Annotated in this window: 24 protein-coding genes, 2 tRNA genes, 1 pseudogene and 1 riboswitch; of the genes and pseudogenes, 13 read left to right on the plus strand and 14 right to left on the minus strand. The window is 66.6% G+C overall.

From position 1 onward, the window contains the following. Window positions 1–57: 57 nt before the first annotated feature. Together LXN00_RS01605 and LXN00_RS01610 are read left to right on the plus strand one after the other, a co-directional pair. Window positions 58–134 (plus strand) — tRNA-Met (locus tag LXN00_RS01605). A gap of 172 nt (window positions 135–306) precedes the next feature. Continuing rightward, on the plus strand, window positions 307–1,158 hold the full coding sequence (locus tag LXN00_RS01610; protein WP_326491119.1) for a tyrosine-type recombinase/integrase: 852 nt from the start codon (window positions 307–309) through the stop codon (window positions 1,156–1,158). On the opposite strand, the gene LXN00_RS01615 is transcribed toward LXN00_RS01610, so the two are convergent. The 3 genes from LXN00_RS01615 to LXN00_RS01625 all read right to left on the minus strand — a co-directional run bounded on the left by LXN00_RS01615 (window position 1,126) and on the right by LXN00_RS01625 (window position 3,417). After that, the gene (locus tag LXN00_RS01615; RefSeq protein WP_234503760.1) at window positions 1,126–1,641 is read right to left on the minus strand and encodes a hypothetical protein; all 516 of its coding nucleotides are present in this window, start codon (window positions 1,639–1,641) and stop codon (window positions 1,126–1,128) included. The genes LXN00_RS01610 and LXN00_RS01615 overlap by 33 nt on opposite strands. Next, a complete protein-coding gene (locus tag LXN00_RS01620; protein WP_234503763.1) occupies window positions 1,638–2,285 on the minus strand; it encodes a hypothetical protein in 648 nt (215 codons plus the stop codon). Before LXN00_RS01620 ends, LXN00_RS01615 begins: the two co-directional genes overlap by 4 nt. Before the next feature lie 298 nt (window positions 2,286–2,583). Beyond that, the gene (locus tag LXN00_RS01625) at window positions 2,584–3,417 is read right to left on the minus strand and encodes an IS982 family transposase (RefSeq protein ID WP_234503765.1); all 834 of its coding nucleotides are present in this window, start codon (window positions 3,415–3,417) and stop codon (window positions 2,584–2,586) included. A gap of 310 nt (window positions 3,418–3,727) precedes the next feature. On the opposite strand from LXN00_RS01625, the gene mads3 reads away from it, so the two are divergent. From mads3 to mnmE, 5 genes and pseudogenes are all read left to right on the plus strand, one after another. Continuing rightward, window positions 3,728–4,969 carry a methylation-associated defense system AAA family ATPase MAD3 gene (gene mads3 / locus LXN00_RS01630; RefSeq protein WP_234503768.1) on the plus strand — a complete coding sequence of 414 codons (1,242 nt, stop codon included), beginning with the start codon at window positions 3,728–3,730 and terminating at the stop codon, window positions 4,967–4,969. A gap of 8 nt (window positions 4,970–4,977) precedes the next feature. Beyond that, window positions 4,978–5,580, plus strand: coding sequence for a methylation-associated defense system protein MAD4 (gene mads4 / locus LXN00_RS01635; RefSeq protein ID WP_234503771.1), 603 nt, complete (start codon window positions 4,978–4,980; stop codon window positions 5,578–5,580). Between the two features lie 69 nt (window positions 5,581–5,649). Then, window positions 5,650–6,470, plus strand: a pseudogene (locus LXN00_RS12775) (transposase); the annotation flags it as partial. Between the two features lie 194 nt (window positions 6,471–6,664). Continuing rightward, entirely contained in the window at window positions 6,665–7,939 is a 1,275-nt protein-coding gene (gene hemL, locus LXN00_RS01645) for a glutamate-1-semialdehyde 2,1-aminomutase (protein ID WP_234503775.1), read from the plus strand. Next, window positions 7,939–9,240, plus strand: a complete 1,302-nt coding sequence (gene mnmE, locus LXN00_RS01650) for a tRNA uridine-5-carboxymethylaminomethyl(34) synthesis GTPase MnmE (RefSeq protein WP_234503776.1) — start codon at window positions 7,939–7,941, stop codon at window positions 9,238–9,240. Before hemL ends, mnmE begins: the two co-directional genes overlap by 1 nt. On the opposite strand, the gene metX is transcribed toward mnmE, so the two are convergent. Then, window positions 9,241–10,383 (minus strand): homoserine O-acetyltransferase MetX, encoded by a 1,143-nt coding sequence (gene metX / locus LXN00_RS01655; protein WP_234503778.1) that lies wholly within the window; start codon window positions 10,381–10,383, stop codon window positions 9,241–9,243. After that, on the minus strand, window positions 10,380–11,645 hold the full coding sequence (locus LXN00_RS01660) for an O-acetylhomoserine aminocarboxypropyltransferase/cysteine synthase family protein (protein WP_234503781.1): 1,266 nt from the start codon (window positions 11,643–11,645) through the stop codon (window positions 10,380–10,382). Before LXN00_RS01660 ends, metX begins: the two co-directional genes overlap by 4 nt. A 116-nt stretch (window positions 11,646–11,761) precedes the next feature. Further along, window positions 11,762–11,898, minus strand: a riboswitch (SAM riboswitch). Between the two features lie 115 nt (window positions 11,899–12,013). On the opposite strand from LXN00_RS01660, the gene LXN00_RS01665 reads away from it, so the two are divergent. The 4 genes from LXN00_RS01665 (at window position 12,014) to coaD (ending at window position 14,629) form a co-directional block, all read left to right on the plus strand. Then, window positions 12,014–12,090: transfer RNA gene (locus LXN00_RS01665), tRNA-Pro, on the plus strand. Window positions 12,091–12,132: 42 nt separating this feature from the next. Then, window positions 12,133–13,623: a PhoU domain-containing protein gene (locus LXN00_RS01670; RefSeq protein WP_234503785.1), complete on the plus strand. Its 1,491-nt coding sequence runs from the start codon at window positions 12,133–12,135 to the stop codon at window positions 13,621–13,623. 10 nt (window positions 13,624–13,633) lie between these two features. Next, window positions 13,634–14,149 (plus strand): RsmD family RNA methyltransferase, encoded by a 516-nt coding sequence (locus LXN00_RS01675; protein WP_234503787.1) that lies wholly within the window; start codon window positions 13,634–13,636, stop codon window positions 14,147–14,149. Continuing rightward, window positions 14,150–14,629 (plus strand): pantetheine-phosphate adenylyltransferase, encoded by a 480-nt coding sequence (gene coaD / locus LXN00_RS01680; protein ID WP_234503788.1) that lies wholly within the window; start codon window positions 14,150–14,152, stop codon window positions 14,627–14,629. It abuts the gene before it with no gap. On the opposite strand, the gene LXN00_RS01685 is transcribed toward coaD, so the two are convergent. Beyond that, window positions 14,626–15,465: a DMT family transporter gene (locus tag LXN00_RS01685; protein WP_234503790.1), complete on the minus strand. Its 840-nt coding sequence runs from the start codon at window positions 15,463–15,465 to the stop codon at window positions 14,626–14,628. The two genes, coaD and LXN00_RS01685, sit on opposite strands and share 4 nt — an antisense overlap. Before the next feature lie 37 nt (window positions 15,466–15,502). Here LXN00_RS01685 and LXN00_RS01690 point away from each other — a divergent pair, with 37 nt between their 5' ends. Further along, window positions 15,503–17,095 (plus strand): aldehyde dehydrogenase family protein, encoded by a 1,593-nt coding sequence (locus LXN00_RS01690; protein WP_234503792.1) that lies wholly within the window; start codon window positions 15,503–15,505, stop codon window positions 17,093–17,095. 1 nt (window position 17,096) lies between these two features. Here LXN00_RS01690 and aroH read toward each other — a convergent pair whose 3' ends face one another. Continuing rightward, the gene (gene aroH / locus LXN00_RS01695) at window positions 17,097–17,465 is read right to left on the minus strand and encodes a chorismate mutase (protein ID WP_234503795.1); all 369 of its coding nucleotides are present in this window, start codon (window positions 17,463–17,465) and stop codon (window positions 17,097–17,099) included. Between the two features lie 58 nt (window positions 17,466–17,523). On the opposite strand from aroH, the gene LXN00_RS01700 reads away from it, so the two are divergent. Beyond that, window positions 17,524–18,186 carry a PIG-L deacetylase family protein gene (locus tag LXN00_RS01700; protein WP_234503796.1) on the plus strand — a complete coding sequence of 221 codons (663 nt, stop codon included), beginning with the start codon at window positions 17,524–17,526 and terminating at the stop codon, window positions 18,184–18,186. Here LXN00_RS01700 and LXN00_RS01705 read toward each other — a convergent pair. The 7 genes from LXN00_RS01705 to LXN00_RS01735 are packed head-to-tail and all read right to left on the minus strand — an operon-like array spanning window position 18,074 to window position 24,689. Next, entirely contained in the window at window positions 18,074–19,450 is a 1,377-nt protein-coding gene (locus LXN00_RS01705) for a chloride channel protein (protein WP_234503798.1), read from the minus strand. The genes LXN00_RS01700 and LXN00_RS01705 overlap by 113 nt on opposite strands. Continuing rightward, a complete protein-coding gene (locus LXN00_RS01710) occupies window positions 19,450–20,559 on the minus strand; it encodes an amidohydrolase family protein (RefSeq protein ID WP_234503800.1) in 1,110 nt (369 codons plus the stop codon). Before LXN00_RS01710 ends, LXN00_RS01705 begins: the two co-directional genes overlap by 1 nt. Then, complete coding sequence (locus tag LXN00_RS01715) at window positions 20,525–21,322, minus strand: GNAT family N-acetyltransferase (RefSeq protein WP_234503813.1); 798 nt, start codon at window positions 21,320–21,322, stop codon at window positions 20,525–20,527. The genes LXN00_RS01710 and LXN00_RS01715 overlap by 35 nt, the downstream gene beginning before the upstream one ends. After that, window positions 21,295–22,404, minus strand: a complete 1,110-nt coding sequence (gene menC / locus LXN00_RS01720) for an o-succinylbenzoate synthase (protein WP_234503815.1) — start codon at window positions 22,402–22,404, stop codon at window positions 21,295–21,297. Before menC ends, LXN00_RS01715 begins: the two co-directional genes overlap by 28 nt. Beyond that, on the minus strand, window positions 22,395–23,663 hold the full coding sequence (gene serS / locus LXN00_RS01725) for a serine--tRNA ligase (protein ID WP_234503816.1): 1,269 nt from the start codon (window positions 23,661–23,663) through the stop codon (window positions 22,395–22,397). The genes menC and serS overlap by 10 nt, the downstream gene beginning before the upstream one ends. 2 nt (window positions 23,664–23,665) lie before the next feature. Beyond that, window positions 23,666–23,935: an Asp-tRNA(Asn)/Glu-tRNA(Gln) amidotransferase subunit GatC gene (gatC, locus tag LXN00_RS01730; protein WP_234503818.1), complete on the minus strand. Its 270-nt coding sequence runs from the start codon at window positions 23,933–23,935 to the stop codon at window positions 23,666–23,668. A 10-nt stretch (window positions 23,936–23,945) separates the two neighbouring features. Beyond that, the gene (locus tag LXN00_RS01735) at window positions 23,946–24,689 is read right to left on the minus strand and encodes a DUF554 domain-containing protein (protein WP_234503820.1); all 744 of its coding nucleotides are present in this window, start codon (window positions 24,687–24,689) and stop codon (window positions 23,946–23,948) included. Window positions 24,690–24,697: the final 8 nt, after the last annotated feature.

The raw sequence follows: 24,697 nt of genomic DNA on the forward strand, positions 1-24,697 counted from the left end.
CACTTGGAAAAACTCTAAGCGAGATTTTCCCGTTTTGATGGGGGGTGCCTGGCGCCTGGCGGCGTAGCTCAGGCGGTCAGAGCACACGACTCATAATCGTGGTGTCGTGGGTTCGAGTCCCACCGCCGCCACCAGCGCCCCCGGGAAGGGACTTCCCGGGGCTTTCTTATCGCAAAATCCTCGCTTCCCCAGAAACAGGCGAACACCCCCTTGTCCCGCGTCATCCGAACACAATCATGTGGTCGTACCCGGTACAAAACCGAACACGGGAGGGGTTGTGTGGAAAGGCTATCGGAATGGTTTGGGGTGTTCTTGCAGGACGGGAAGGCTAGAGGGTTGTCGCCCAGGACCTTGGCCTTTTATGGGGAAGGGGTTAGGAGCATGCTTAGGATTGTGGGGGACAAGCGGGTGCAGGATTTAACGACGCAGGACCTTAGGGTCTTCCTCGCGCGGTCCCACGAGGAAGGGCTTAGCCCCGGTGGGGTTGTGGCGCGCTACCGGGCCGTGCGGCCCTTCCTCCGGTGGCTTGTGCGGGAGGGCGTCTTGGAACATGACCCCACGGCCAGGATGAAGCCGCCCAAGGCGCCACCCCCCGACCTTGCGGTGGTGAGGCCCGGGGAGGTACGCAAGATGCTCCTAGCGGCGGATGGTGGGAAGCACCCCTTCCGGGACAAGGCGATACTGCTTCTGCTTTGGGATACGGCGGCCCGGATAGGGGAGATTGTTGGCCTTAGGCTCGAGGATGTTCGCCCTGAAGGGATAAGGGTAAAGCGCAAGGGTGGGGCATACCAGGTGCTTCCCATTTCGGCGCCCACGCGGAGGGCGGTTTGGGCCTATCTTAGGAACGAAAGGCCAGAAAGCACAAGCGATGCCCTATTCCTTAGCGGTACGGGGAGGCCGATAACGGCTGATGCGGTCCGGCAAATGCTACGGCGGCTTGCTAGGGCGGCGGGCGTCCCCTACAAGTCCCCCCACGCCTTTCGTAGGGGCGCGGCGGTGGTCATGGTCAAGAACGGGATGAACCCCTATGCCCTGCAAATGCTTATGGGGCACCAGTCCCCAGCCATGACCGCCCACTATGTGCGGCTTGCGGAAAAGGACCTGAGGGAAATCCATGGCAAGGTATCACCTACCCTGGGCCTCCTTCGGGATGGTTAGCACGGCGCCTTCTACTTCCCGCAAAGGGACGCGCCAAACCACGCTATACCAAATGCGTCCGCCGCGGCCTTCGGTTTTCGTTATGTCCAAGTAGGGGCCCCATTTCTCCCCCCTTTCGGCGGCGATGGCGCGCAGGGTGGGAAGGTGGAGGGCAAGGGGCTCGTCGGCGTAGGCGATGACCAGGAGGTCGGCGGGGCTTGTCCACAGCCACCCCGGGGTGCCCCTGTCCAGGTCCGCGATGTCCTCTAGGAAGACCAGGGCGGTGCGAAGGGGGTGCAGGGTTCCCCGGTAGCGCTTGACCTGGACAGGGACGGGGAAGCCGGGGCGGTCAATGACAAGGTCAACGCCCTCGAGGTCCAGGCCGGGGGGCGCAGGGGTGATGGGGTAGCCCGGGTAAAGTTGGCCTAATAAGGCCCGGACTTTGGGGTCCGCTTCCGCCGCGCGGCCGTAGGCCAAGTCGGCGAAGAAGGAACGCGGGGTCATGGGCCACCCCCTTCCGCAAAGGCCGCAAGCGTTTGGGGGTCAGGAGGAAGCCCCGTGGCCTGGCAGAAGGCGCGAAGGGCCGTGGCCGAGGCTTTGCGGACGACGGGGGAAGGGCTTCGCAGGCCTGCCAGGTTAGCCCGCAAGAAGCGGGGGATGTCCACTACCACCACGCCAGGGGCTAGCCGCACAGGTTCAGCGGGGAGGGAGCGCGCCTTTTGTGTACCCGGGTACACAACCCTCCCCGTGGAGGCCCAAAAGCCCCGCGCGCCTTGAATGGCGTCGTAATGCCGACGTTGGGCGGCCTTCGCGAGGTACCGCGCCGCGGCCCGGGGGTCGCGCAAGGCTTCCGCGTGGAGCGTCAGCCCCGAACGCGCCGCCAGGACCTTTAGGCGGGCCAGAGGCACCCCGGCTACGATGCCGTGGGCATGGGGGAAAAAGGCGCCAGCGTCCGACCGCGTTTCTACCACGACGGCGAAAAGGGCCCCTTCCCGGCGAAGGCGAGCCGCGAACGCGGAAAAGCATTTGGCGATGGATGGGTGGACGGCGGCCAGGCGGCGGGCCTCATCCGGGGTGGGGGTGGTGGGGGTTAGGGTGAGGAAAAGGGCGGCAGGGCGCCCCGCCAGAGCCTCGGCGATGGCGTCCAAAATCGCGCGGCGCTTTTTATGCGTTCTATGTGAAGGGAAGGCCCGGAAGCGGCGGGTCTTTCCCGGACGGCCCCGGCGCTTGGGGGCGGCCCTTAGCGGCGGCGGTGGGTCGTCCTCCTGGTCCCCGCCTTCCCCGCCGTCTTCGCCACCCCCGCCCTCAGGTGGCCCGTTGGCGGCGGCGTCCGAGGTTCGGGTACCGGAAGCCTTGGAAGGGTGCGGCTTGGAGCGAGCGACGTTGGGACGGCGGGCGAGGAGGGTTTGCCGCCATATCAACCCGGGCATTACGTAACCCAAGTTGCTACCCAAGCATTCTCTGCACCATGAGCCCAAGGTTCTGGGCCAGGACGAAGGAGCGCACCTCCATGACGAAGCCCTCCTGGGTCACGGCGCGAACCCGCCTGGGAAAGGAGGCGTGGAGGGTGCTCCCCACCGTCTCCACCACCCGCCGCCCCACCACGGCCAGGTACTGGGGCCAAGGCACATAGCGCCGACCCTTCCCCCTTCGGATCCCCATGGGAACAAGCCCCTGCGCCTCCTTGAGCAGGTCCTCATGGAGATGGCGCTCGTACCCCCGGTCCAGGTAGCGCTCCGCCCCCTCGGGTAGCTCCAGGGGGAGGAGAAGGAAAGGGGTCAAACCATGCGGGCTTCCCGGGGTCAGGTTCACCTCGTGGAGGGACTTCCCATCGTCCACCCGGAGGTGGTGCTTCAGGCCGTGGAAGGGGACCCGCTCCCTGGGGATGAAGCCCCGGTAGACCCCATCCGGGAAGGGCCTGGCGCGAGGGGCACGAATGTTCTCACAGACCGGGAGGGGGAAGGTGTCCAGGGCACAGGCCTGGGCCTGGTGGAGGTTCTTCCAAACCTGGGCCAGGAGGTAGTGGAGGGGCAGGAGGAGGGGGGAGAGGGCGTGGAGCCTGCGGTGGAAGCGGCTTGGGGAGGGGATGTGGGTGAAGCGTTTCAGGTCTTGGGCGAGGGCCAGGGCTTTGTTGTGCTTGCCTCCCCGTTCCATGGCGGCCAAGATGGCCAGGGTGAGGATGGCGGATGCGGGGGTCTTGGCTTGGGGGTCATCCCGGTGGCCCAGGGCTTGGAGGGCATCGTCTAGGGTGCAGAGGGCCGGTAGGATGCGCGAAGGCATACCGGCCGCTATGGTTTCAAAGCCGGGGACAGGTGGCAACTTGGGTTAAAATAAAAGTGGGCTGTCCCAGGTGATGCGCTCCCAGGTAGTAAGCAAAGAATGGGTACTGACTGACGAGGACGGGACGGTGTAAAGGGTTTTGAACGATGTGACAGTTCGCTTCGGGTTGGTGATCGTTCTGAAGGGGTACCTATGGTAAATCTAAGGGTGGAAGAAGTCAGGGAAATCCTCCCTTTGTAACCTGAAGAGGTCGATCGCCACCGAGCAATGGGTCCTCGTTTGTTTGATTGGATGACTGGAGGGTAATACCATGATTTCCCGTATCGAAGCGCTCAATTACAAGTGCTTGCATTACATCAGCCAAGATCTTCGTCCATTCCAAATCTTGGTCGGACCGAACGCTAGCGGCAAGAGCACATTTTTGGATGTGCTAGTCTTTTTGCAGGATTTGTTGGAAGAAGGAGTTGAAGCGGCCGTTTTGGCGCGAGCGAATACCCTTCAGGAAATGACATGGAAGCGGCAATCGCAGACCTTCGAGTTGGCGATAGAAATGGAGGTTCCTCTGCCATTGTCGTCTAGTGGCTATCGCTCTTGTCGCTACGAAATTCGGGTCGGAGTTGGTACCGAGGGCGGCATTGTGCTTGAAAGGGAGACCTTTTGGTTGAAGCGTTCAAGTGATGAGGAGGAGAAGGGTCAAAGATTGCTTTTCCCTAGCGAACCGAGCCCGCCGGAAAGGATTGTTGCTGAGCCGGGGCAACACGCACCTGCTGGATGGCGGAAAGTCATTGGTCGCATAGCCGATGGCAGAGTCTATTTTCGTTCTGAGACCAGCGGCTGGAACTCGCCTTTCCGAATTGACCCCCGCAAAGCCGCCCTTGCCAATTTACCCGAGGACGAGGAGAGATTTCCGGTATCGCTATGGGCAAGGCGGATCATCCTTTCTGGGCTCCATCGCTTGATGCTAAACAGCCAACGAATGCGCGAACCCTGTCGTCCTGATGCGCCCAGGGCATTCCAGCCTGATGGTAGCAATTTGCCGCTCGTGGTGCGTCAACTGAGGGAAGGCTCACCTGAACGCTTTCACCGGTGGCTTGCCCACGTGAAGCAGGCGTTGCCCAACATCGAAGACATCGCTGTTCGGGAACGGGAAGTTGACCGCTTCCTCTTTTTGGACGTTCACTTTCCCCAAGACCTGAGATTGCCGAGTTGGATGCTGTCAGACGGGACTTTGCGTTTTTTGGCGCTTTCTCTACTAGCTTACCTTCCTGAAGCCGGAAAGATTTACCTGATTGAGGAGCCAGAGAACGGGATTCATCCGAAGGCTTTGGAGTTGGTTTTCCAGTCCATTTCGTCGGTATACGATGGTCAAGTGTTTGTCGCGACGCACTCGCCCTTGCTCTTGCAGTTGGCGAAGCCTGATGATTTGCTGTGTTTTGCCCTCACCCCTAACGGAGCGACAGACATTGTTCGTGGCGACATGCATCCCAAACTCCAAAAGTGGCGCGAAGAAGCGACTTTGGGCGACTTGCTGGCAGCGGGGGTGCTGGGGTGAAGGATATAGTGGTCCTCGTTGCGGACAAAAACATGGAAGCAGTCGTGCGAACCCTGTTGGAAAAGCGTTATCCTGCTTTGCAAATTTGTCCAGTGCAGGTTGATATATTTGTGCATCCAAGGCGTGACCCTGGGGTTTTGCGCGAGGCGGAAAAATTCTTAAGTCCTTTTTCCGAAGAATACCGTTACGCCTTAGTTATATTTGACTACGAGGGTTGCGGTCAGGAACAAGATCCGCCTGAAAAACTTGAAACTGACCTCAAGAGCCGTTTAGAGCAATCGGGTTGGCAGGAGCGGTGTGAAGTGATAATTTTGGTGCCCGAGTTGGAGGTTTGGGTTTGGTCCAATTCGCCCCATGTACCTCAGGTTCTGGGTCTAACTCAGCAGCAGGTGAACCAGGTGTTGATAGGCTTTCCGAGGAACAAATTGGGTAAACCAGAGCGACCCAAGGAGGCAATGGAGAAATGCTTGCATTTGTCCAAGTTGCCGCGCTCGTCCAGCATATACGCTGAATTGGCGGGAAGTGTAAGCTTTCAACATTGTGCTGACCCAAGTTTTAACAAGCTGCGCGTCGCTTTACGGAAGTGGTTCCCTCCTTCGCGTTCTACTTGATCTCCAAGGTTAAATGCCTTGGTGTGCTACTTGATTTCCAGGCTCAGATGTGTAAGGAGAGGGGGTGCTATAAAACTTAACGAACCTTTACCTTCTCCACACAAAACCTTTTTGGTATCCATCCACATTTGGGCGAACGACACCCTCAAAGCCCTCCAAGCCCAAGGCCGCAAACTCCCAAAACCCCAAAAGCGCCAAAAAGCTACCCTCGCTGAACTCCTATCCCTCGCCCTCTTCTTCCTCGTTAGGAGGTCCAGACCTCGCCAAAGGCTACCCGGCTAGCAAAACCCTCCTCAAACCCTTCTTCCCCCTCCCTACCCTACCCCTCCCGCTTCTACCGCGTCCTCCAAGAAGCCGCCGACCTCCCCGCCCTCCTGGCCCAACGCCTGGCAGGCGGACCCGGCCTCCTCCAAGGGGTGGACCGCAAACCCCTACCCCTAGCCCACGGCCACCGCATCCACACCCTCTTCTTCCCCCATGCTGCTATAGAGGTGGGACCTTTGGGAGCGTTGGCTGGGCTTGTCCTGGGGGCGGTGATGAACGAGCGGGGACGCTTCTTTCGCTTTGCCCTTTTGACCGGGAACGCTCGGGAGAAGTGAAGCGAGGGGCTATCCGCTGTGCTGGGGGATCGGGGATTTCGGTGGGTAGCGGGGGTTAAGACACTTCCCTGCCGGTTGCGTGGAGGGAAGCGGGTGGAAACGGGAGGGGAGGGATGGATGGGGCGGGTGAGGAACTGGATGGAGACGCGGTTGAGCGTGTTGGTGCGTTCGCTTGGGTTTCACCGGATGGAGGCGAGGTCGTGGTTGGGGTTGGTGGCGCGGGTGGGTCCCCTTCGCTTGGCCCACAACCTCATCCGGAGCCGGGTGTTGTTGAAGATGGCGGGAGATGAGGATTTCAAAAGCTTCGGCCAAGGACAACTTGAAAACCTTGTCCAGCACCCGGTTCCAAAGGGGAAGGGTAGCAGCCACTTAGCCCCGTAAGGGGATTGATACGGTCTTGCCCGTCAAGCCACCCGGGCTGGCTTGTCGCCGTGGAGTCGTCATGGGCTACCCTTTTCGCCTTTTAAGCCGCTAGAGTGGGAGGCATGGAACGGCCTACCTCTGCCCGGCTTTTCGCCGAGGCGAACGAGCACATTCCAGGCGGCGTTTCTAGCCCTGTGCGGGCCTTTAGGGCCGTGGGGGGAACCCCCGTCTTCCTCGTGCGAGGGGAAGGGGCCTACGCCTTTGACGCCGACGGCAACCGCTACCTGGACTACGTGATGAGCTGGGGTCCCCTCATCCTGGGCCACGCCCACCCGGAGGTGGTGGCCCGGGTGAAGGAGGTGGCGGAAAAGGGGCTCACCTTTGGGGCGCCGCACCCCTTGGAGGTGGCCCTGGCCCAGGCGGTGAAGCGGGCCTATCCGGGGGTGGACCTGGTGCGTTTCGTGAGCACAGGGACCGAGGCCACCATGTCCGCCATCCGTCTCGCCCGGGGGTACACGGGCAGGAAGTACGTGGTGAAGTTCCGGGGCAACTACCACGGCCACGCGGACGGCCTCCTGGTGGAGGCGGGCTCGGGGGCCCTCACCTTCGGCGTGCCCTCCAGCGCCGGCGTGCCCGAGGAGTACGCCCGGCTCACCCTGGTCCTGGAGTACAACGACCCTGAGGGGCTAAGGGCGCTTTTGCGCACGCGGGGCGAGGAGGTCGCCGCCATCATCTTTGAGCCCGTGGTGGGGAACGCTGGGGTACTCATCCCCACGGAGGAGTTTCTCAAGGCCCTCCTCGAGGCCCAAAACTACGGCGTCCTCCTTATCGCCGACGAGGTGATGACGGGCTTCCGCCTGGCCTTCGGCGGGGCCACGGAGCGGCTTGGCCTAAAGCCCGACCTCATCACCCTGGGGAAGATCCTGGGCGGAGGGCTTCCCGCCGCCGCCTACGCCGGGAGGCGGGAGATTATGGAGAAGGTGGCCCCCTTGGGGCCCGTCTACCAGGCGGGGACGCTTTCCGGAAACCCCTTGGCCATGGCGGCGGGCCTGGCCACCCTGGAGATTTTGGAGAAAAACCCCGGCCACTACGCCCACTTGGAGGCCCTGGGGGCCAAGCTGGAGGCAGGCCTAAAGGAGGTCCTCTCCGCCAAGGGCATCCCCCACGCCGTGAACCGCATGGGCTCCATGCTCACCGTGTTCTTCACGGAAGGCCCTGTGGTCACCTTCCAGGACGCCAAGCGCACGGACACCGAGCTCTTCAAGCGCTTCTTCCACGGCCTCCTGGACCGGGGGGTGTACTGGCCGCCCTCCAACTTTGAGGCGGCCTTCCTCTCCGTGGCCCACACGGAGGAGGACGTGGAGAAGACCCTGGAGGCGCTGCAAAAGGCCCTGTGATGCGGCTTAAGGACCCCATCTGCGCCATCGCCACCCCGCCCGGGAAGGGGGCCATCGGGGTGGTGCGCCTCTCCGGGGAAGGGGCATTGGAGGTGGCGGCGAGGGTGTGGCGGGGGAAGGACCCAAGGGGGCTAAAGGGGGGGCGCTTCACCCTGGGGGAGGTGGTGGACCCCGAAACGGGGGAGGTGCTGGACCAGGCCCTCCTCCTCGTCTTCCGGGCCCCCCGGTCCTACACGGGGGAGGACGCCTGCGAGTTCCACACCCACGGCTCCCCGGCGGTGCTCCGGCGGGTCCTCGAGGCCCTCTACCGGGCGGGGGCGAGGCCCGCTGGGCCTGGGGAGTTCACCCTGCGCGCCTACCTCAACGGCAAGCTGGACCTGGCCCAGGCGGAAGCGGTCTTGGCCCTGGTGGAGGCGGAAGGGGACCTGGCCCGCAGGCAGGCCCTAAGGGCCCTGGAGGGGGCCTTTTCCCGCCGGATAGAAGCCTTGGAAAACCGGCTTCTGGACCTCTTCGCCCACATCCAGGCCCTTTTGGACTACCCCGAAGAGGGGGTGGAGCCTGTGGAGGCGGAACGCACCATCCGGGAGGTCCTGGGGGAGGTGGAGGGCCTCCTCGCCCAAGCCCGGGCCTCCCGGCTTGCGCAGAAGGGGGCCCGCCTCGCCCTCATCGGGGCCCCCAACGCCGGGAAAAGTAGCCTCCTGAACGCCCTTTTGGGCTACGAGCGGGCCCTCGTTTCCCCCATCCCCGGCACCACCCGGGACTACCTCGAGGCCCCCCTGGAGCTTTCCGGCATCCCCCTAGTGGCGGTGGACACCGCCGGGGTGCGGGACACGGAGGACCCCTTGGAGCGGGCCGGTGTGGAAAGGGCCCTGAGGATCGCCGAGGAGGCGGACCTCATCCTCTACGTGGCCGACCGCTCCGCCCCCAGGCCCGCCCCGCCCCCCTTGCCCTGGGAGCGCACCCTGAAGGTGGCCACCAAGGCGGACCTGCCCCCCGCCTGGGAAGACCCCGCCTTCCTCCCCGTTTCCAGCCGCACGGGAGAGGGGATGGACCGGCTCAAGGAGGCCATCCACCGGGCCCTCCTCGGGGAGGGGGCTGGGGAGTTCCTCCTCACGGAAAGGCAGGTGGAGGCCCTCCACCGCATCCGGGAGAGGCTCCTTGAGGCCCTCTCCTTGCCCCAGGACCTCATGGGCCTGGCCCTGCAGGAGGCCCTGGAGGCCCTAAGCGCCCTCCGCGGCCGGGGAGAGGTGGCGGAGGCGGTGGTGGCCCGGGTCTTCCAGAACTTCTGCGTGGGCAAGTAGCTAGGGCAGGAAGCCCTCCAAAATCTCCTCCACCTGGTCCGTTTCAATGAGGAAGGCGTCGTGCCCGTGGGGGCTTTTGATCTCCCGGTAGCGCCCCCCGCTCAGGCGGGCGAGGTGCCGCACCTCCCAGGCGGGGTAGAGGAGGTCCGTGTCAATCCCCACGAAGAGGGAGGGGATGGACCGGAGGCGCTTCAGGGCCTCCTCCACCCCCTCCCGGCCCCGGCCCACATCGTGGGTGTCCATGGCCCGGGAGAGGACCAGGTAGCTTTCGGCGTGGAAGCGCTTTAAGAACTTCTCCCCCTGGTGGTCCAGGTAGGTTTCCCCAAGCTCCGGCTCCCCGCCCCAGCGGGCCTCAAACCCCTCGGGGGCCCGGTAGCTCATCATGGCGATGCCCCGGGCGAGGGCCATGCCCTTGGGGGCGGGATGGCCCTTCTGGTACTCGGGGTCTTGCAGGATGGCCTGGCGGGCGAGGTGGTTGAAGGCCCGGGCCCAGGGCCCATGCCGGGCGGGGGCCGCCAGGACCACCAGCTTTTTCACCCGCTCGGGGTACATGAGGGCGAACTCCAAGGCCACCATCCCCCCGAGGCTTCCCCCGATCACCGTGGCCCTTTCTACCCCCAGGTGGTCCAAAAGCCTCGCCTGGACCCGGGCCAGGTCGCGGATGGTGAGGGGGGGGAAGTCCTTGCCGTAGGGCCTCCCTGTGCGGGGGTCCAGGGAGAGGGGGCCGGTGGAGCCGTAGCAGCTTCCCAGGTGGTTGGCGGAGACCACGTAGTAGAGGGCGGGGTCCAGGATGCGGCCTGGGCCCACCAGGCTATCCCACCAGCCCTCCCGGCCGAAGGCCTGCTCCAGGGGGGAGAGGCTTTGGAAGGTGGCCTCATCGTAGGTTCCCGCCAGGTGGGCGCTGCCCGTGAGGGCGTGGAAGACGAGGACGGCGTTGTCCCGCTTGCGGGAAAGCCTCCCGTAGGTTTCAAAGCGGAGGCGCACCTCGGGCAGGAAGCCCCCAAGCTCCGTGTAAAACCCTTCCCGCCTGGGGAAGAGGACGGCGGTGCGGGGTTTGGGCGGGGGGATGGAGAGGGGGGAGCGGGGCGGCTTGAGGAGGAGGGCCTCGTGGTCCCCCCAGGCCTCGAGGGTGATCTCGCTCATGCTAGGGCCTCCTCTAGCTCCGCCTTTAGGTCCTCCACGTGCTCCAGGCCCACGCTAAGCCGCACCATCTCCGGGGAAACCCCCGCCAAGGCCTGCTCCTCGGGGGAGAGCTGGGAGTGGGTGGTGGAGGCGGGGTGGATGGCCAGGGTGCGGGTGTCCCCCACGTTGGCCAGGTGGGAGATGAGCTTAAGCCGGGAGATGAAGCGCTTCGCCCCCTCGTACCCCTCCTTCAGGCCAAAGGTGAGGACCGCCCCGGGCTTGCCCCGGAAGTACTTCTGGGCCCTGGGGTAGTGGGGGTGGTCCTCGAGGCCCGGGTAGTTCACCCAGGCCACCTTGGGGTGCTCCTTGAGCCAGTGGGCCAGGTGCAAGGTGTTCTCCACGTGGCGCTCGGCCCTCAGGGAGAGGGTTTCCATCCCCAAAAGGACCACCCAGGCCTCAAAGGGGCCCAGGGCCTGCCCCTGGTCCCGGAGGCCGTCCACCCGGGCCTTGACGATGAAGGCGAGCTCGCCGAAGGCCTCCGTGAGCCTCAGGCCGTGGTAGCCCGGCTGGGGTTCGGTGAGGAGGGGGTAGCGGCCGTTGTCCCAGGGGAAGCTCCCCCCGTCCACAAGGCCTCCGGCGATCACCGCCCCGTGCCCCCCCACCCACTTGGTGAGGGAGTGGGTGACCAGGGCGGCCCCCCATTCCAGGGGCCTCAGGAGGTAGCCCCCCATGCCGAAGGTGTTGTCCACGATGAGGGCCACCCCGGCTTCCCGGGCCGCTTGGGCCAGGGCCTCGAGGTCGGGGATGTTCAGGGCGGGGTTGCCCACGGACTCCACCCACCAGGCCCGCGTCCTTTCGTCGGTGAGGGCCAAGAACTCTTCCGGCCGCTCCTCGCGGGAGGTGAAGCGCACCTCAATCCCAAGGCGCTTCAGGGTCACCTTGAACTGGTTGAAGGTGCCGCCGTAGAGGTTCGGGGTGGAAACGATGTTGTCCCCCGCCTGGGCCAGGGTGGTGAGGGTGAGGAACTGGGCGGCGTGGCCGCTGCTCGTGGCCAGCGCCGCCTTTCCCCCTTCTAGGGCGGCGAGGCGCTTTTCCAGCACGTCCACCGTGGGGTTCATGATGCGGGAGTAGATGTTGCCAAAGGCCCGCAAGGCGAAGAGGTCGGCGGCGTGCTCGGGGCTTTGGAAGACGTAGCTCGTGGTGGGGTAGATGGGAACCTGGCGGCTTAACGTGGTGGGTTCCGGCTCGTAACCGGCGTGGAGCTGCAGGGTCTCAAAGCGCATCCTTGGCCTCCTTTCCAACACCCGGCCTGGGGCGCTTGGAAGGGGCCAGAAAAAGCCCCTTCCCGGCAAGACCGTTCTCTCGCCAAGAAGGGGTTGGGCGTGGCGCTTACCCCCCTCTCTTATCGTCCCCGGGCGTTTCCCCCGCCCGGGCCGGCGTTGGCACCAGCCCCGCCCGCTTCCGGCCATGGAACGGAAGGGACGGGAGGTTGCCGCGGTTTCACTGGGCCGTACCCTCCACCGCTCTGGATAAGAGAACGGGCTGGTTTTCGCCGCGCCCCGGCGCGGTTAGGAGCTAGTGTAGGAAAACCCGCCTCCCCCGTCAACCCCTTTGACCTTTTCCCCTCCATGGCCTATACTGGCTTCCGCTACGGGGAGTAGCGCAGCCCGGTAGCGCACCTCGTTCGGGACGAGGGGGTCGCTGGTTCAAATCCAGTCTCCCCGACCAGGGAAGCCGGCCTAAGGGCCGGCTTTTCCGTATACTCCGGGCGTGGGCTTCTGGGCGGGGCTTGCCCTACTCTTGCTTGGGCTCCACCTGGTGGGGGAGGGGCTTTCCGCCCTCAAGGCCAGGCGGCACCTCCTGGCCCGGGCCCTCGGCCATCCCTTGGGCGTTTTGGGGGCAGGGTTTTTCTTGGGGCTCCTTTCGGGGAGCGGCACGGGGTTCTCCCTCCTGGCCCTGGGCCTTCTGGAAAGCGGGGTGCTCGGCCTTGGGCGGGCCGCCCTCCTCTCCTTGGCCGCCACGGCGGGGGCGGCCTTCTGGGTGGGGGTGGTTTCCCTGGCGCAGCGGGGGTTGGCGGAGGCCCTCCTGGCCCTTGGGCTTCCCTTCCTCCTATGGCCGAGCCTCCGCCGGGTGGCCTTCTTTTTCCTCGGGCTTGGGCTCCTTTTCCTGGGCTTTTTGCGCATGGGGGAGGGGGTGGAAAGCCTAAGGCCCCTTTTGGCCCTCTTGGACCCAGGCCCCTTGGGCCTTTACCTTTTGGGCTTTTTCCTGGCCTTCCTGCTCGCCACCGCCAACGGGGTGGCGGCCCTGGCCTTGGCCCTTTCCCCGGCCTTGGGCCAGGCAGGGGCCATGGCCTTGGTCCTGGGGGCGGGGGTGGGGGTTTCCGGGGCCCTCTTTTGGGCCTATGTGGCGGGCAGGCGGGAGGCCTTGCCCCTGGGGGCGGTGCTCCTCGCCCACCGCTTTCTCCTTTCCTTGCCCCTTCTGGGGCTCTTGCCCTGGTTTGGCCCCTTGGGGGTGGTGGGGTTTCACGCCCTGGCGCACCTCGCCTTCGCCTTGGGGTTCTTGCCCTTGGGGGAGCGGTATGCCGCCTTGGCGGGCAGGCTTTTTCCCAAGCGGGGCGTGGCCCCCAAGTACCTCTCCCAGGAGGCCCTGGAAACGCCGGGCCTTGCCTTTGCCTTGGTGCAACGGGAGCTTGCCCGGGTGGCGGATGCGGTGCGGGGGATGTTAGCCCAGGCGGTGAGGGTCCTGGCCCAGGAAGAGGGGGGCGAGGCGGAGCTTGTCCCCTTGGAGGAGAAGGTGGACCGCCTCACCCGGGAGGTGGTCCTCTACACGGCGGAGCTCTCCACCCGCACCAAGGACGAGCGGGCGGTGCGCTTTTTCGTCATGGCCTCGGAGCTGGAGCACCTGGGGGATTTGGTGCGGCGGATTGTGCGCCAGGCGGAGAGGCTTTGGGCGCAGGGGCTCACCTTTAGCCCGGAGGGGCGGGAGGACCTTTTGGAGGCCATGCGGGAGGTCCTAAAGCGGCTTGAGCTTCTGGCGGCCGCCTTGGGTACCGGGGACAAGGCTTTGGCGGAGGAGGTCCTGCGGCAGGCTCCCGCCCTGGAAGCGTTTCTGGACCGCTTGCGCCGGGCCCACCTGGCCCGCCTCGAGGGGGGAAGGGCGGAGAGCCGGGCCACCACCTTGGCCCACCTGGACCTCCTCATCACCCTGGAGGAGCTCGGGGGCGGGGTGGAGAGGCTTTGCCGCCTGGTCCTGGAGCTTTAAGCTAAGGGGCGTGGTGAGGATTCTGGGCGGCAAGGCCAAGGGGGTGCCCCTCAAGGTGCCCGCCTCGGCGAGGCCCTCCCCGGTGCGGCTCAGGAAGGCCCTTTTTGACTACCTGCGCCTTCGCTACCCGGCCAAGGGACGCTTTTTGGACCTCTATGCGGGGAGCGGGGCGGTGGGCCTCGAGGCCGCCAGCGAGGGCTGGCAGGCCACCTTGGTGGAAAAGGACCCCGAGGCCGTCCGCCTCCTTCAGGAAAACGCCCGGCGCACGGGGCTTCCCGTGCGCATCGTGCCCCTGCCCGTGGAGGTCTTCCTGCCCGAGGCGAAGGCCAAAGGGGAGCGCTACACCGTGGCCTTCATGGCCCCGCCGTACCTCCTGGACCTGGTGGCGGCCTTCCAGGCCCTTTTGGAAAGCGGTCTGGTGGAGGAAGGCGGGCTTTACATCCTGCAGCACCCCAAGGACCTCCTATTTCCCCTAGGGGAGCGGCGGGTTTACGGGGAAAACGCCCTCACCTTCGTGGAGGTATGAATGCACGTGGTCTATCCCGGAAGCTTTGATCCCCTCACCAACGGCCACCTGGACGTGATCCAGCGGGCGAGCCGCCTCTTTGACAAGGTGACCGTGGCCGTCTTGGAAAACCCCAACAAGCGGGGCCAGTACCTCTTCACCGCCGAGGAGCGCTTAAGCATCATCCGGGAGGCCACGGCCCACCTGCAAAACGTGGAGGCCCACACCTTCTCCGGCCTCCTGGTGGACTTCGTGAGGCGGGTGGGGGCCCAGGCCATCGTGAAGGGCCTCCGGGCGGTTTCCGACTACGAGTACGAGCTCCAGATGGCCCACCTCAACCGCCAGCTCCTGCCGGGGTTGGAAACCCTTTTTATCCTGGCGGCCACCCGCTACTCCTTCGTGTCCAGCACCATGGTGAAGGAGATCGCCCGCTACGGGGGGGATGTCTCCAAGCTGGTCCCCCCCGCCACCCTCCGGGCCCTCAAGGCCAAGTTCGGCTAACGCCGCTGGGTGACGTAGACCCCGAGGGCGATGAGGAGGAGCCCCGGGAGGTCCATTCCCTTGGGGGCTTCCCCCAGGAGGAGGATGCTCAGGAGGAGGGCGAGGGCGGGGGTCAGGTTCATGAAGGGGGCCACCAGGCTTGCGGGGTGGCGCTTGAGCACTTCCCCCCAGAGGGTGAAGGCGAGGAAAGCGCCCCCCAAGGCGGTGTAGAGGAGGGCGGCCCATCCCTTGGGGCTCGCCTCTGGGAAGGGCCAGGCGAGGGCTAGGGGAAGGAGAAGGAGGCTTCCTAAGAGCATGCTGGCCGCCGTGACCTCCAGGGGCTCGCGCCTTTGCACCGCCAGGGTGACCCCCACGCTATAGCCCCCCCACAGGAGGGCGGCCAGGACCAGGAGGAGGTCCCCAAGAAGCCGGTTTCCACCCCCGCCTGCGGCGTGGCTTAGGGCCAAAAGGACCACCCCGCTCCCCGAAAGGAGAAGCCCGAGAAGGAGCTTGGGGGCAAAAGGTTTGCGGAAGTAAAGGCTGTAGGCGAAGGCGGTGGAGAGGGGGTAAAGGGCGGCCACCGCCGCCGCGTCCGAGGCCGGGGCGAGCCGCACCCCGGAGAAAAAGACCAGGTTGAACACCGCTACCCCGCTTAGGGCGAGGAAAAGGGTCTGGCCCAAGGGCCTTAGGCGGGGGAGGCGGCGGAGGACGAGGAGGAAGAAGGGGAGGGCGAGGGCGAAGCGCAAAAAGGAGCCCCACGCCGGGCCCACCTCGCCCATGGCTATGCGGGAGGCCACCACGTTGAGCGCCCAGAGGAAGGGGGGCAGGTAGACCAAGGGGTCGCGGTGGGGCGGCATAGGCCCAGTATCCGCTAAAATCCCCTTGGAGGTCAGCATGAAGGCGTTTTCCGCCAAGTACGGGAACACCCTGGAGTTCGGCCACCTCATCGGGGGTGAGGAGGTATGGGAAGGGGAGGCCTTGGAGCGCCATAACCCCTCGGACCGGGAAGACCTGGTGGCCCGCTTTCCTGAGGGCACCAAGGACACCCTGCGCAAGGCGGCCCTCAAGGCCCGGGAGGCCTTTGAGGTCTGGAGCCGCACCCCGGCCCCGGTGCGGGGGCAGGTGCTCTTCAACCTGGCGAAGATCCTGGAGCGGGAAAAGCCCACCCTGACCCGCCTCATGGTGCGGGAGGTGGGGAAGACCTTCAAGGAGGCGGGCGGGGACGTGCAGGAGGCCATAGACACCGCCCTCTTCTTCGCCTCCGAGGGGCGGAGGCTCTATGGGCAGACCGTGCCCAGCGAGATGCGGGACAAGGAGCTCTTCACCTTCCGCAGACCCCTAGGGGTGGTGGGCATGATCACCGCCGGCAACTTCCCCATCGCCGTGCCCAGCTGGAAGCTCATCCCGGCGGTCCTCACGGGAAACACCGTGGTCTGGAAGCCCTCGGACGACTCCCCCACCCTCTCCTACGTCTTCGTCAAGCTCTTTGAGGAGGCGGGCCTGCCCCCTGGGGTCATCAACGTGGTCTTCGGCGGGGGTAAGGGCTCCACCGGCCAGTGGCTGGTGGAGCTCATGGACGAGGGGCTTCTCAACAAGTTCGCCTTCACGGGGAGCACCCAGGTGGGGCGCTGGATCGGGGAGGTGGCGGGGCGGAACCTCATCCGGCCCACCCTGGAGCTGGGGGGCAAGAACCCCCTGGTGGTCATGCGGGACGCCGATCTGGACCTGGCGGTGGAGGGGGCCTGGTGGAGCGCCTTCGCCACGGGAGGGCAACGGTGCACCAGCGCCGGGAACATCCTGGTGGACGCCCCTATTTATGAAGAGTTCAAAAAGCGCTTCCTGGAGCGCACCGAGGCCACGGTGGTGGGCAACCCCCTCCTCCACCCCGAGGTCACCTACGGCCCCTTCCTCAACGAAAGGCTTTTCCGCCGCTGGGAGGAGCACTACGCCTGGGGCAAGGAGGACGGGGCCACCCTCCTTTTCGGCAAGGGGCGGATTACCCGGGACAACCCCTACCCCCGCTTCCTGGGGGACCCTGAGGCGGGGCTTTACGGCTGGCCCACGGTGTGGGAGGCGGCCCCCGGCATGCGCCAGTTCCAGGAGGAGATCTTCGGGCCCACCATCAACCTGGTGAAGGTGGACGGGATTGAGGAGGCCATCCGGGTGGCCAACGCCACGCCCTACGGCCTTTCCAGCGCCATCTACACCAACCACCGACACTGGGCCTACCTCTTCAAGGTGGGCATCCGGGCGGGCATGACCAGCATCAACAACGCCACCGTGGGGGCCGAGGCCCACCTGCCCTTCGGCGGCGTGAAGGCGAGCGGCAACGGGGCCCGGGAGTCGGGCATCTGGGTGATTGAGGAGTACACTTACTGGCATGCGGTGAACGAGGAGTATTCGGGGCGGCTCCAACTCGCCCAGATGGACACCGGCTACGTGAGCCCCAAGGAGCCCACCCCTTGGGCGGAGGTGTTGGGCTTTTAGGCTACTGGGCGCTTTCCAGGTCGGGGCGGAGCTTTACCGCCTCCCGTAGGTAGACGTGGCGTACCCGGTCCTGGGGGGTGTCGGTGTTCCACAGGGCCAGGACCCGGATAACCCGGGGGAGGCTTCCCGGCACCGGTACCTCCCGGGCGGAGAGGAGGGGCACCCGGTGCATGCCGATCTGCCGGGCGGCCTCCGCCGGAAAGGCGGAGGTGAGGTCCTCCGTCACGGTGAAGATGATGGCGGCAAGCTCCTCGTGGCTTTGGATGCCGTTGGCCTCCAGCATCTTCAGGAGAAGTTCCCGCGTGGCCTGGTGGATGGCCTCTGGCGTGTCCTCCTCCACGGTGATGGCGCCCCGTATGCCCCGTACCATATTAGGCCCCATGCTAAGGGGTTTCCCCTCCTGGGGCAAGGCGGGTAGACTCTAGCCCATGAACCTTCTCGCCGTGTTTGCCCACCCCGATGACGAGATTGGAGCGGCGGGGACCCTGGCCCTGCACGCTAGGAGGGGCGACCGGGTGATGCTCGTCTGGATGACCAAGGGGGAGCTGGCGAGCCAGTTCGGCGAGGCTCCTCCTGAAGAGGTGGCGCGGGTGCGGGAGGGGCACGGGGCCCATGTGGCGGGGCTTATCGGCGCCGAGCACCGCTTTTTGCCCTTCGGCGACACCCTCCTCACCGGGGGAAGGGAGGAGGCCTTGGCCCTGGCCCGGATCATGGCGGAGTTCCGCCCCGACGCCGTCCTCACCTGGGACCCCCTGGATGTCCACCCCGACCACCGGGCCACCCACCAGGCGGTGCTTTCCGCCTTGAAGCTTTGCCGCATCCCCAAGCTGGTGGGGGAGGCCCACCGGAAGCCCGTAAGGCTCTACCATTACCCCCGGAAGGAGCTTGCCCGCCCCTGGGTGTACGTGGACACCACCTCCACCCAGGAGGTGGCGGAGGCGGTCTTTCAGTTTTACCGGGAGTTTTACCGCTGGCCCTTTAGCCTGGAGGAGTTTCGGGCCCGGCGGCGGCTTCTGGGCCTCGAGGCGGGGGTTCGCTTTGCGGAGGCGTTTCAGACGGATGCCCCTCCGGCGTGGCCGGCGCTTCCTTAAGGCCCTCCTCCGGGTCGTGGGCGGGGGTCAGGGCGTAGGCCAGGAAGACGGCGGGCAGGGCTAAGGGGAGGCTTGCGTACCCGCCCCACTCCGCCGCCAGGGCCAGGCCGGCGAAGGGGGCCCGGGCCACCCCGGCCAGGACCGCCACCCCGCCCGCCAGGGCCAAGGCCTCGGCCGGAAGGTTGAAGGGCCCGGCCAGGTGGGCGAGGAAGGCGCCCAAAAGCCCCCCTAGGACCAGGGCCGGGGTGAAGGGCCCCCCGTACGCCCTTACCCCCAGGGCCAGGATGAGGAGGAGGAGCTTGGCGAGGAGGAGGTAGAAAAGCGCCCAAGGGGCGAGGAGGGGCGTGGTGGCCACCGCCACCCAGCCGAGGCCGTTTCCCAAGGCCTCGGGGAGGAAGAGGAGGGCGAGGGCGAGGGCAAGGCCCAGGAGGGCGTGGCGGAGGGGGAAAGGGAGGGGCTTAAGCCAGGCGGCAAGGGCCCTTCCCCCCTCGGTCCACAGGGTGGCCAAGGCGGCGGCCAAAACCCCCAGGAGGAGGCCTGCGGGGAGGCTTGCCAGGTCCAGGCGCACGGGAAAGGGAAGGAGGGGCTCATAGCCGAAAAAGGCTCCGTAGACGGCGAAGCCCGAAAGGGCCCCGATGAGGGCGGGGGTGAGGGCCCGGGCCTCGAGGAGGAGGGAGCGGTAGAGGATCTCCGTGGCGAGGAGGGCCCCCGCCACCGGGGCGTGGAGGGCGGCCCCGAGCCCGGCGGCAAGCCCGGCAAAGGCTAACCCTCCGCCCAAGCGGGGAAAGCGGCGGTCCAAAAGGAGCCCCAGCCAAAGCCCCAAAACCCCGAAAGGCCCCTCCCGGCCCATGGGGGAGTAGAGGGCGATCTGCAACGCCCCGCCCAGGACCGCCCGGGGGTGGGCGAGCCGGGGGGCCGGGGTCCCTTCCCGCGCCTGGCGCAGAAGGGCGGCGAGCCCCTGCCCGGTGCCCAGGTAGCTCGTGAGGGCGTAAAGGGGCGGGAGGAGGAAGGCGAGGGGCCAGAGAGCTGGCCCCGTGAAGGCCTGGAGGAGCCCCCCTTCCCCCGGGGGCTCGGGGGCCAGGTAGCCGAAAAGGTTGCCTACCCCTTCGGCCAGGGGCCGCAGGGCAAGGTTCAGCAGGGCCACCAGAAGCCCCGCCAAGGCCCCGGTGAAGGCGCTATAGAGGATGAGGGGCCCGGTGTGGCGCACCTCCTCGTCCCAGAAGGAAGGCAGGGAAAGGTGGGGGCCGCGGCCCAAGGGGCGCATCAGAGGGAGTGTACCAGAGAAACGGGCGTTCCCCGGGTAATCCGGGGCGTGGGGAGGCCCAAGGCCCTATACCCCCCTCGGGTTAGGGCCCGGACCAGGAGGCGGGGGTCCGCCTTGCCCCAGAGGAAAAGGGCCTCCTGGCGCACGTCCAGGTCGGGGCTGCTCGCCCGGGAGTCCGTGCCCAGGGCGAGCTCCACCCCGTACCGGGCGTAGAGGGGGATGGGCGCCTCGCCCACCGCCAGGTTCTGGTTGGAGCGGGGGCAGAGCACCACCTTGGTCCCGGTTTCGGCGAGGAGGGCCACCTCCTCCTCGTCCACCTGGACCCCGTGCACGAGAAGGGTGGTGGGGCCGAGGACCCCCAGTGCGTGGAGGAGCCGCACCGGGGTGAGGCCTGGGGGCGTGAAGGGGGCTTGGCTAAAGCGGCGGTGCACCTCGGCCAAGGGGCCCGTTCCCTCCCGGAGGAAGGCCACCTCCTCCGGGCTTTCCGCCGCATGGACCATGAGGGGGATGCCCTCGGCCTGGGCGTACTGGGCGAGCCGCTTGAGGAGGGGCAGGCTCACGGAGTAGGGGGCGTGGGGGGAAAGCCCCACCTTCACCCTCCCCTCCCGCTTCCGCCACGCCGCCACCTTGGCCTTCACCCGGGCGAAGACCTCCTCCGCCTCCAGGGGGTCCGGGGCGAAGACCTCGTAGAAGGCCACGCCGGGAAGCGGGCTTTCCAGGAGGAGGAAGTCCATCACCTCGTCCTTGAAGACGATGTCGGCGAAGGCGCCCACCCCGGTGGCCAGAAGCTCCTCTAGCCCCCACCTCGCCCCCAAAAGCCCCCGGCTTTCCCGGTGGGCCACCACGTGGGAGAGAAAGCCGGCAAAAGGCCCTCGGTAAAGGGGCAGGAGGCTTAGGTCCAGGTGGGTGTGGGCGTTCACGGGCGGGGGGAGGAGGGCCTTGCCTTTGGCCACCACGGGTGCCTCGGGAAAGCGGGCCTTAAGCTCCGCCAGGCTTCCCACCCCCACCACGTGCCCTCCCTGCACCGCCAAGGCCCCCCGGAGCATGGGGGTGCCGAAGCCGGCGTAGACCACCTCAGCGGTCCAAAGCTCCGTCTTTAGCCAGGACATAGCGGTTCGGGTGGCGCAGGAAGTCCACCGCCACAAAGCCTCGGGCGAAGTAGTGGCCGAGGACCAGGCGGCTATGCTCCCGCCACGTTAGGGCCAAGGCGGGGTCCTCCCGCAGGATCCGCCCCCAGTCCTCGGGGATCTGGAAGAGAAGCCTTGGGGCCTCGAGGTCCAGGCGGGCTTCCACGGGCACGTCCCCTTCCACCCGGTTCGCCTGGGGAAGGCCTTCCCCCGTTGGCGTGGGGGGCGGGGCGTAGATCCTTTGGTAGACCCTCGGGGCGAGGAGGTCCCACTCGGCGAGAAGCCGGTCCGAAGGGGCCCCGGCGTTGATGCCGGTCATGGGGCCGTAGTGGTCCGGGAGGTAGGTCCTGGCGGTGGCCCCGAGCTTCCGCAGGTTGAAGTTGGCGTTCACCCCCCTCAAGGGGTCAAAGGTCCAGACCACCTGCCGCACGCCCCGGACCAGGCACCAGTCCCGTTGGAAGCGTTTTAGGAGAAGGGCCGCCCCCGTGCCCCGGTGGGCCTCCAGGACTCCCAGCATGTGGGAGTGGTGCCGGGTTGGGTCCGCCGTGGGGAAGCCGAAGACGAAGCCCACCATCCTTCCCCCGAGGAAAGCCCCCGCCACCAGACCCCCCTCGTCCTGGGCGGCGATGAGGAGGCCCCGGGGGACCAGGTCCCGGGCGTCCCGCCCCCAGATGGCCTCCTGGAGGGCCACCACCTCCTCCATCTCCTCCCAGCCCTTTAGCTCGCGGACAAGTACCGCTTCCATAGGGTGATCCGCTCCACGAAGGGGAGCTTCAGGTGCACCCCAATCCCCGGCCCCTGGGGCACGGGCATGAGGCCTTCTTGGGCCTCGAGGGCTTCCTCCACGATGTCCTCCTCCCAGTAGCGGCTCGCCGAGCTCACGTCCCCCGGTTTGGTGAAGCCGGGGAGGCTCGCCAGGTGCAGGTTGTGGGCCCGCCCCACCCCCGCCTCCAGCATCCCCCCCATCCACAAGGGGATGCCGGCGGCCTCGGCCAGGGCGTGGACCTTGAGGCTTTCCGTGTGCCCGCCGAGCCGGGCGGGCTTGATGTTGAAGACCCGCCCCGCCCCAAGCTCAATGGCCTTCCTCGCCTTCTCCTTGGAGGTGAGGCTCTCGTCCAGGCAGATGGGGGTGGCGAGCTCCCGTTGCAGCTTGGCGTGGTCCAGGAGGTCGTCGTAGCCCAGGGGTTGCTCAATGTAGTCCAGCCCAAGCTCGTCCAGCCGCTTCAGGCGGGCGAAGTCAGCGAGGCGGTAGGCGGAGTTGGCGTCGGCGGTGAGGGTGGCCTCGGGGAAGGCCTGGCGCACCGCCTTTAGGACCTCGTAGTCCCAGCCCGGCTTGATCTTGAGCTTGATGCGGCGGTAGCCCTGGGCCAGGTGCCGTTCCACCGCCTTCAGCGTGTCCGCCACCGTGGGCTGGATGCCCAAGGAAACCCCCACCTCCACCTCCCGCCGCACCCCGCCCAGGACCTGGTAAAGGGGCTTAGCGAGGCCCTTGGCGTAGAGGTCGTAAAAGGCCATCTCCAGGACCGCCTTGGCCATGGGGTTTCCGCGGAAAGGGGAAAGCGCCTGTCCAAGGGCCTCGGGGTTTGGGAAGTCCCGGCCCAGGACCTGGGGCAGGAAGACCTCCTCCAGGAGGTACCGGGCGCCTTCCACCGTTTCCTCCCGGTAAAGGGGAAGCCTTTCCATCACCCCTTCCCCAAGGCCCTCGAGGCCCTCGCCAAAGAGCCTGAGGAGGAGGATGGTGCGCTTTGTCTGCACCCCGAAGCTCGTTTCAAAGCGGAACTTCAGGGGAAGCTCTAGGATCCGGAGCTCCGCCCCCTCTAGCCGCATGGCTCCAACACCTCCTTCCCCATGTAGGGGACCAGGGCCTCGGGCACCCGCACCCTTCCGTCTTCCAACTGGTGGTTTTCCAGGAGCATGGCCAGGATGCGGGGGGTGGCCAGGGCGGTGTTGTTGAGGGTGTAGGCGTACCGGACCCGGCCCTCGGGGTCGCGGTAGCGTAGCCCCGCCCGCCGCGCCTGCCAGTCCAGGAGGGCGGAGCAGGAGTGGGTTTCCCGGTAGCGCCCCTCCGAGGGGAGCCAGACCTCCAGGTCCACCTGCCGCCACTTCCCCGGGCCCATGTCCCCGGTGGAGACCTCGAGGAGCCGGTAAGGGAGCTCCAAGAGCGTCAGGATCTCCTCGGCGTTTTGCAAAAGCTCCTGGAAGGCCCGGTCCGAGGCCTCGAGGCTCGCCTCGGTGAGGACGTACTGCTCCACCTTGTGGAACTGGTGGACCCTAAGAAGCCCCCGCACGTCCTTGCCGAAGCTTCCCGCCTCCGAGCGGAAGGCGGGGGCGTAGCCGGCGTAGCGCTTGGGCAGCTCCTCGTAGGCCAGGATCTCCCCGCTATGGAGGGCGTTTAGGACCACCTCCGCCGTGCCCGTGAGGTAGAGGTCGGTGCCGGCGATGGCCCAGACCTGGTCCCTGGCGGCGGGGAAGTGGCCCGTGCCCACGAAGGCCATCTCCCGGGCGTAGGAGGGAAGGGTCATGGGCAGGAAGCCCCGCTTGGCCATGAAGTCCATGGCGAAGCGGAGGAGGGCCATCTCGTAGAGGGCGAGGTCGCCCCTTAGGGCGTAGGAGCGGCTTCCCGAAACCTTGCTAATCCTAGGCTCCCACCAGCCATTCCGCTCCATGAGGGCCACGTGGTCCAGGGGCGGGAAGGAAAACGTTCTCGGGCTTCCCACCCGCTTGATCTCCACGTTGGCGCTGTCGTCCTCCCCTATGGGGGCCCCGGGCCAAGGGGGAAGGGGCACCTGGAGGAGGAGCTCGGTGAGGCGCGCTTCCTTTTCCCTTAAGGCCTCCTCCAGCCCCTTCACCTCCTCCCCCAGGGCCTTCCCCCGGGCGATGAGGGCCTCCTTGGCCTCCGGGGGCGCCTTGGGTACCTCCTTGGCGATGCGGTTCCGCTCCGTCTGCAGGTCCTGTAGGCGTTGCTTCAGGCCCTGCACCTCCTGGTCCAGGGCCAGGAGGGCGTCCAGGTCCAAGGCGATGCCCTTTTCCCGGATGGCCTTGCGGAAGACCTCCGGCTCCTTACGCAGGCGCTTTAGGTCCACCATGGCTACTCCAAGACGGGGGGCACGCGGAAGAACCCCTCCTCCCGTTCGGGGGCGAGCGCCAGGGCCTCCGCCTGGGGGAGGGAAGGGGCGGGTTCGTCCTCCCGCAGGCGGCCCGTGGGGGCCTCCTCCTCTATCCCTTCCACCTGGGGGAGGGCGTCCACGAAGTCCAGGATGCGCTTCAGGTCTTGGAGGAGGAGGGCCTCCTCCTCTGGGGAAAGCCGGATTTTGGCGAGCCCCTCCAGCTTGCGCAGGAGGTCAAGGGATAGCTCCATGGTGGGCATTCTACGTCAGGAGGTCGGCGAGCCACCACACGAGGGGGGCAAGGAGGAGGGCGGGGAGGAAGGAGCCCACCCGCACCTTGGTGAGCCCAAGAAGGTTAACGCCTACCCCGAGGACCATGAGCCCCCCCACCCCCGTGGTGAGGAGGACCCGGGGGTCCTGGGCGGGGTCGGGGAGGGCCTGGCTTAGGGTCCCCGCCAGGAGGGCCACCCCTCCCTGGTAGAGGAGGATAACCAGGGTGCTAAACCCCACCCCAATCCCGAAGGAGCTCGTCAGGGCGATGGCGCTCATGCCGTCCAGGGTGGCCTTGAGGAGGAGGAGGCTCGCATCCCCGGTGAGGCCGTTTTGGATGGAGCCGAGGAGGGTCATGGGCCCCACGCAGAAGAGGAGGCTCGCCGCCACGAAGCCCTCGGTGAAGCTTCCGCCCCCCCGCACCGCCTGTTTGATCTTTTCCCCTACGTTCTCCAGCCCGTCCTCCAGCCGGGCCCACTCCCCCAAAAGCCCCCCCGCCACCAGGGCGAGGAGCCCCAGGACCACCCCGTCTATATTCCCCCCCTTGGCCCGGCCCAGGGCCTGGGCCATGGAGAGCCCGATGAAGAGGGTGGTGAGCCCCACCCCCTGGACCATGATGCGGGCCATGCGCTCGGGAAGCCGGCCGCGGAGGAGGAGCCCAAGCCCCGTGCCCAGGACCACGGTGAGGGCGTTCACCAGGGTTCCGGAAAGCTTCTGCCAAAGGCTAAGCTCCATGGGGGTAT

This window comes from Thermus brockianus (genome assembly GCF_021462505.1).
Classification (GTDB): Bacteria; Deinococcota; Deinococci; order Deinococcales; family Thermaceae; genus Thermus; species Thermus hydrothermalis.

Excerpts from the sequence above, each read along its gene's own strand:
- LXN00_RS01615 (WP_234503760.1), bottom strand. The coding sequence starts at position 1,641 with ATGACCCCGCGTTCCTTCTTCGCCGACTTGGCCTACGGCCGCGCGGCG.
- LXN00_RS01625 (WP_234503765.1), bottom strand. The coding sequence starts at position 3,417 with ATGCCTTCGCGCATCCTACCGGCCCTCTGCACCCTAGACGATGCCCTC.
- mads3 (WP_234503768.1), top strand. The coding sequence starts at position 3,728 with ATGATTTCCCGTATCGAAGCGCTCAATTACAAGTGCTTGCATTACATC.
- hemL (WP_234503775.1), top strand. The coding sequence starts at position 6,665 with ATGGAACGGCCTACCTCTGCCCGGCTTTTCGCCGAGGCGAACGAGCAC.
- mnmE (WP_234503776.1), top strand. The coding sequence starts at position 7,939 with ATGCGGCTTAAGGACCCCATCTGCGCCATCGCCACCCCGCCCGGGAAG.
- metX (WP_234503778.1), bottom strand. The coding sequence starts at position 10,383 with ATGAGCGAGATCACCCTCGAGGCCTGGGGGGACCACGAGGCCCTCCTC.
- LXN00_RS01660 (WP_234503781.1), bottom strand. The coding sequence starts at position 11,645 with ATGCGCTTTGAGACCCTGCAGCTCCACGCCGGTTACGAGCCGGAACCC.
- coaD (WP_234503788.1), top strand. The coding sequence starts at position 14,150 with ATGCACGTGGTCTATCCCGGAAGCTTTGATCCCCTCACCAACGGCCAC.
- LXN00_RS01685 (WP_234503790.1), bottom strand. The coding sequence starts at position 15,465 with ATGCCGCCCCACCGCGACCCCTTGGTCTACCTGCCCCCCTTCCTCTGG.
- LXN00_RS01690 (WP_234503792.1), top strand. The coding sequence starts at position 15,503 with ATGAAGGCGTTTTCCGCCAAGTACGGGAACACCCTGGAGTTCGGCCAC.
- aroH (WP_234503795.1), bottom strand. The coding sequence starts at position 17,465 with ATGGTACGGGGCATACGGGGCGCCATCACCGTGGAGGAGGACACGCCA.
- LXN00_RS01700 (WP_234503796.1), top strand. The coding sequence starts at position 17,524 with ATGAACCTTCTCGCCGTGTTTGCCCACCCCGATGACGAGATTGGAGCG.
- LXN00_RS01705 (WP_234503798.1), bottom strand. The coding sequence starts at position 19,450 with ATGCGCCCCTTGGGCCGCGGCCCCCACCTTTCCCTGCCTTCCTTCTGG.
- LXN00_RS01710 (WP_234503800.1), bottom strand. The coding sequence starts at position 20,559 with ATGTCCTGGCTAAAGACGGAGCTTTGGACCGCTGAGGTGGTCTACGCC.
- LXN00_RS01715 (WP_234503813.1), bottom strand. The coding sequence starts at position 21,322 with ATGGAAGCGGTACTTGTCCGCGAGCTAAAGGGCTGGGAGGAGATGGAG.
- menC (WP_234503815.1), bottom strand. The coding sequence starts at position 22,404 with ATGCGGCTAGAGGGGGCGGAGCTCCGGATCCTAGAGCTTCCCCTGAAG.
- serS (WP_234503816.1), bottom strand. The coding sequence starts at position 23,663 with ATGGTGGACCTAAAGCGCCTGCGTAAGGAGCCGGAGGTCTTCCGCAAG.
- gatC (WP_234503818.1), bottom strand. The coding sequence starts at position 23,935 with ATGGAGCTATCCCTTGACCTCCTGCGCAAGCTGGAGGGGCTCGCCAAA.
- LXN00_RS01735 (WP_234503820.1), bottom strand. The coding sequence starts at position 24,689 with ATGGAGCTTAGCCTTTGGCAGAAGCTTTCCGGAACCCTGGTGAACGCC.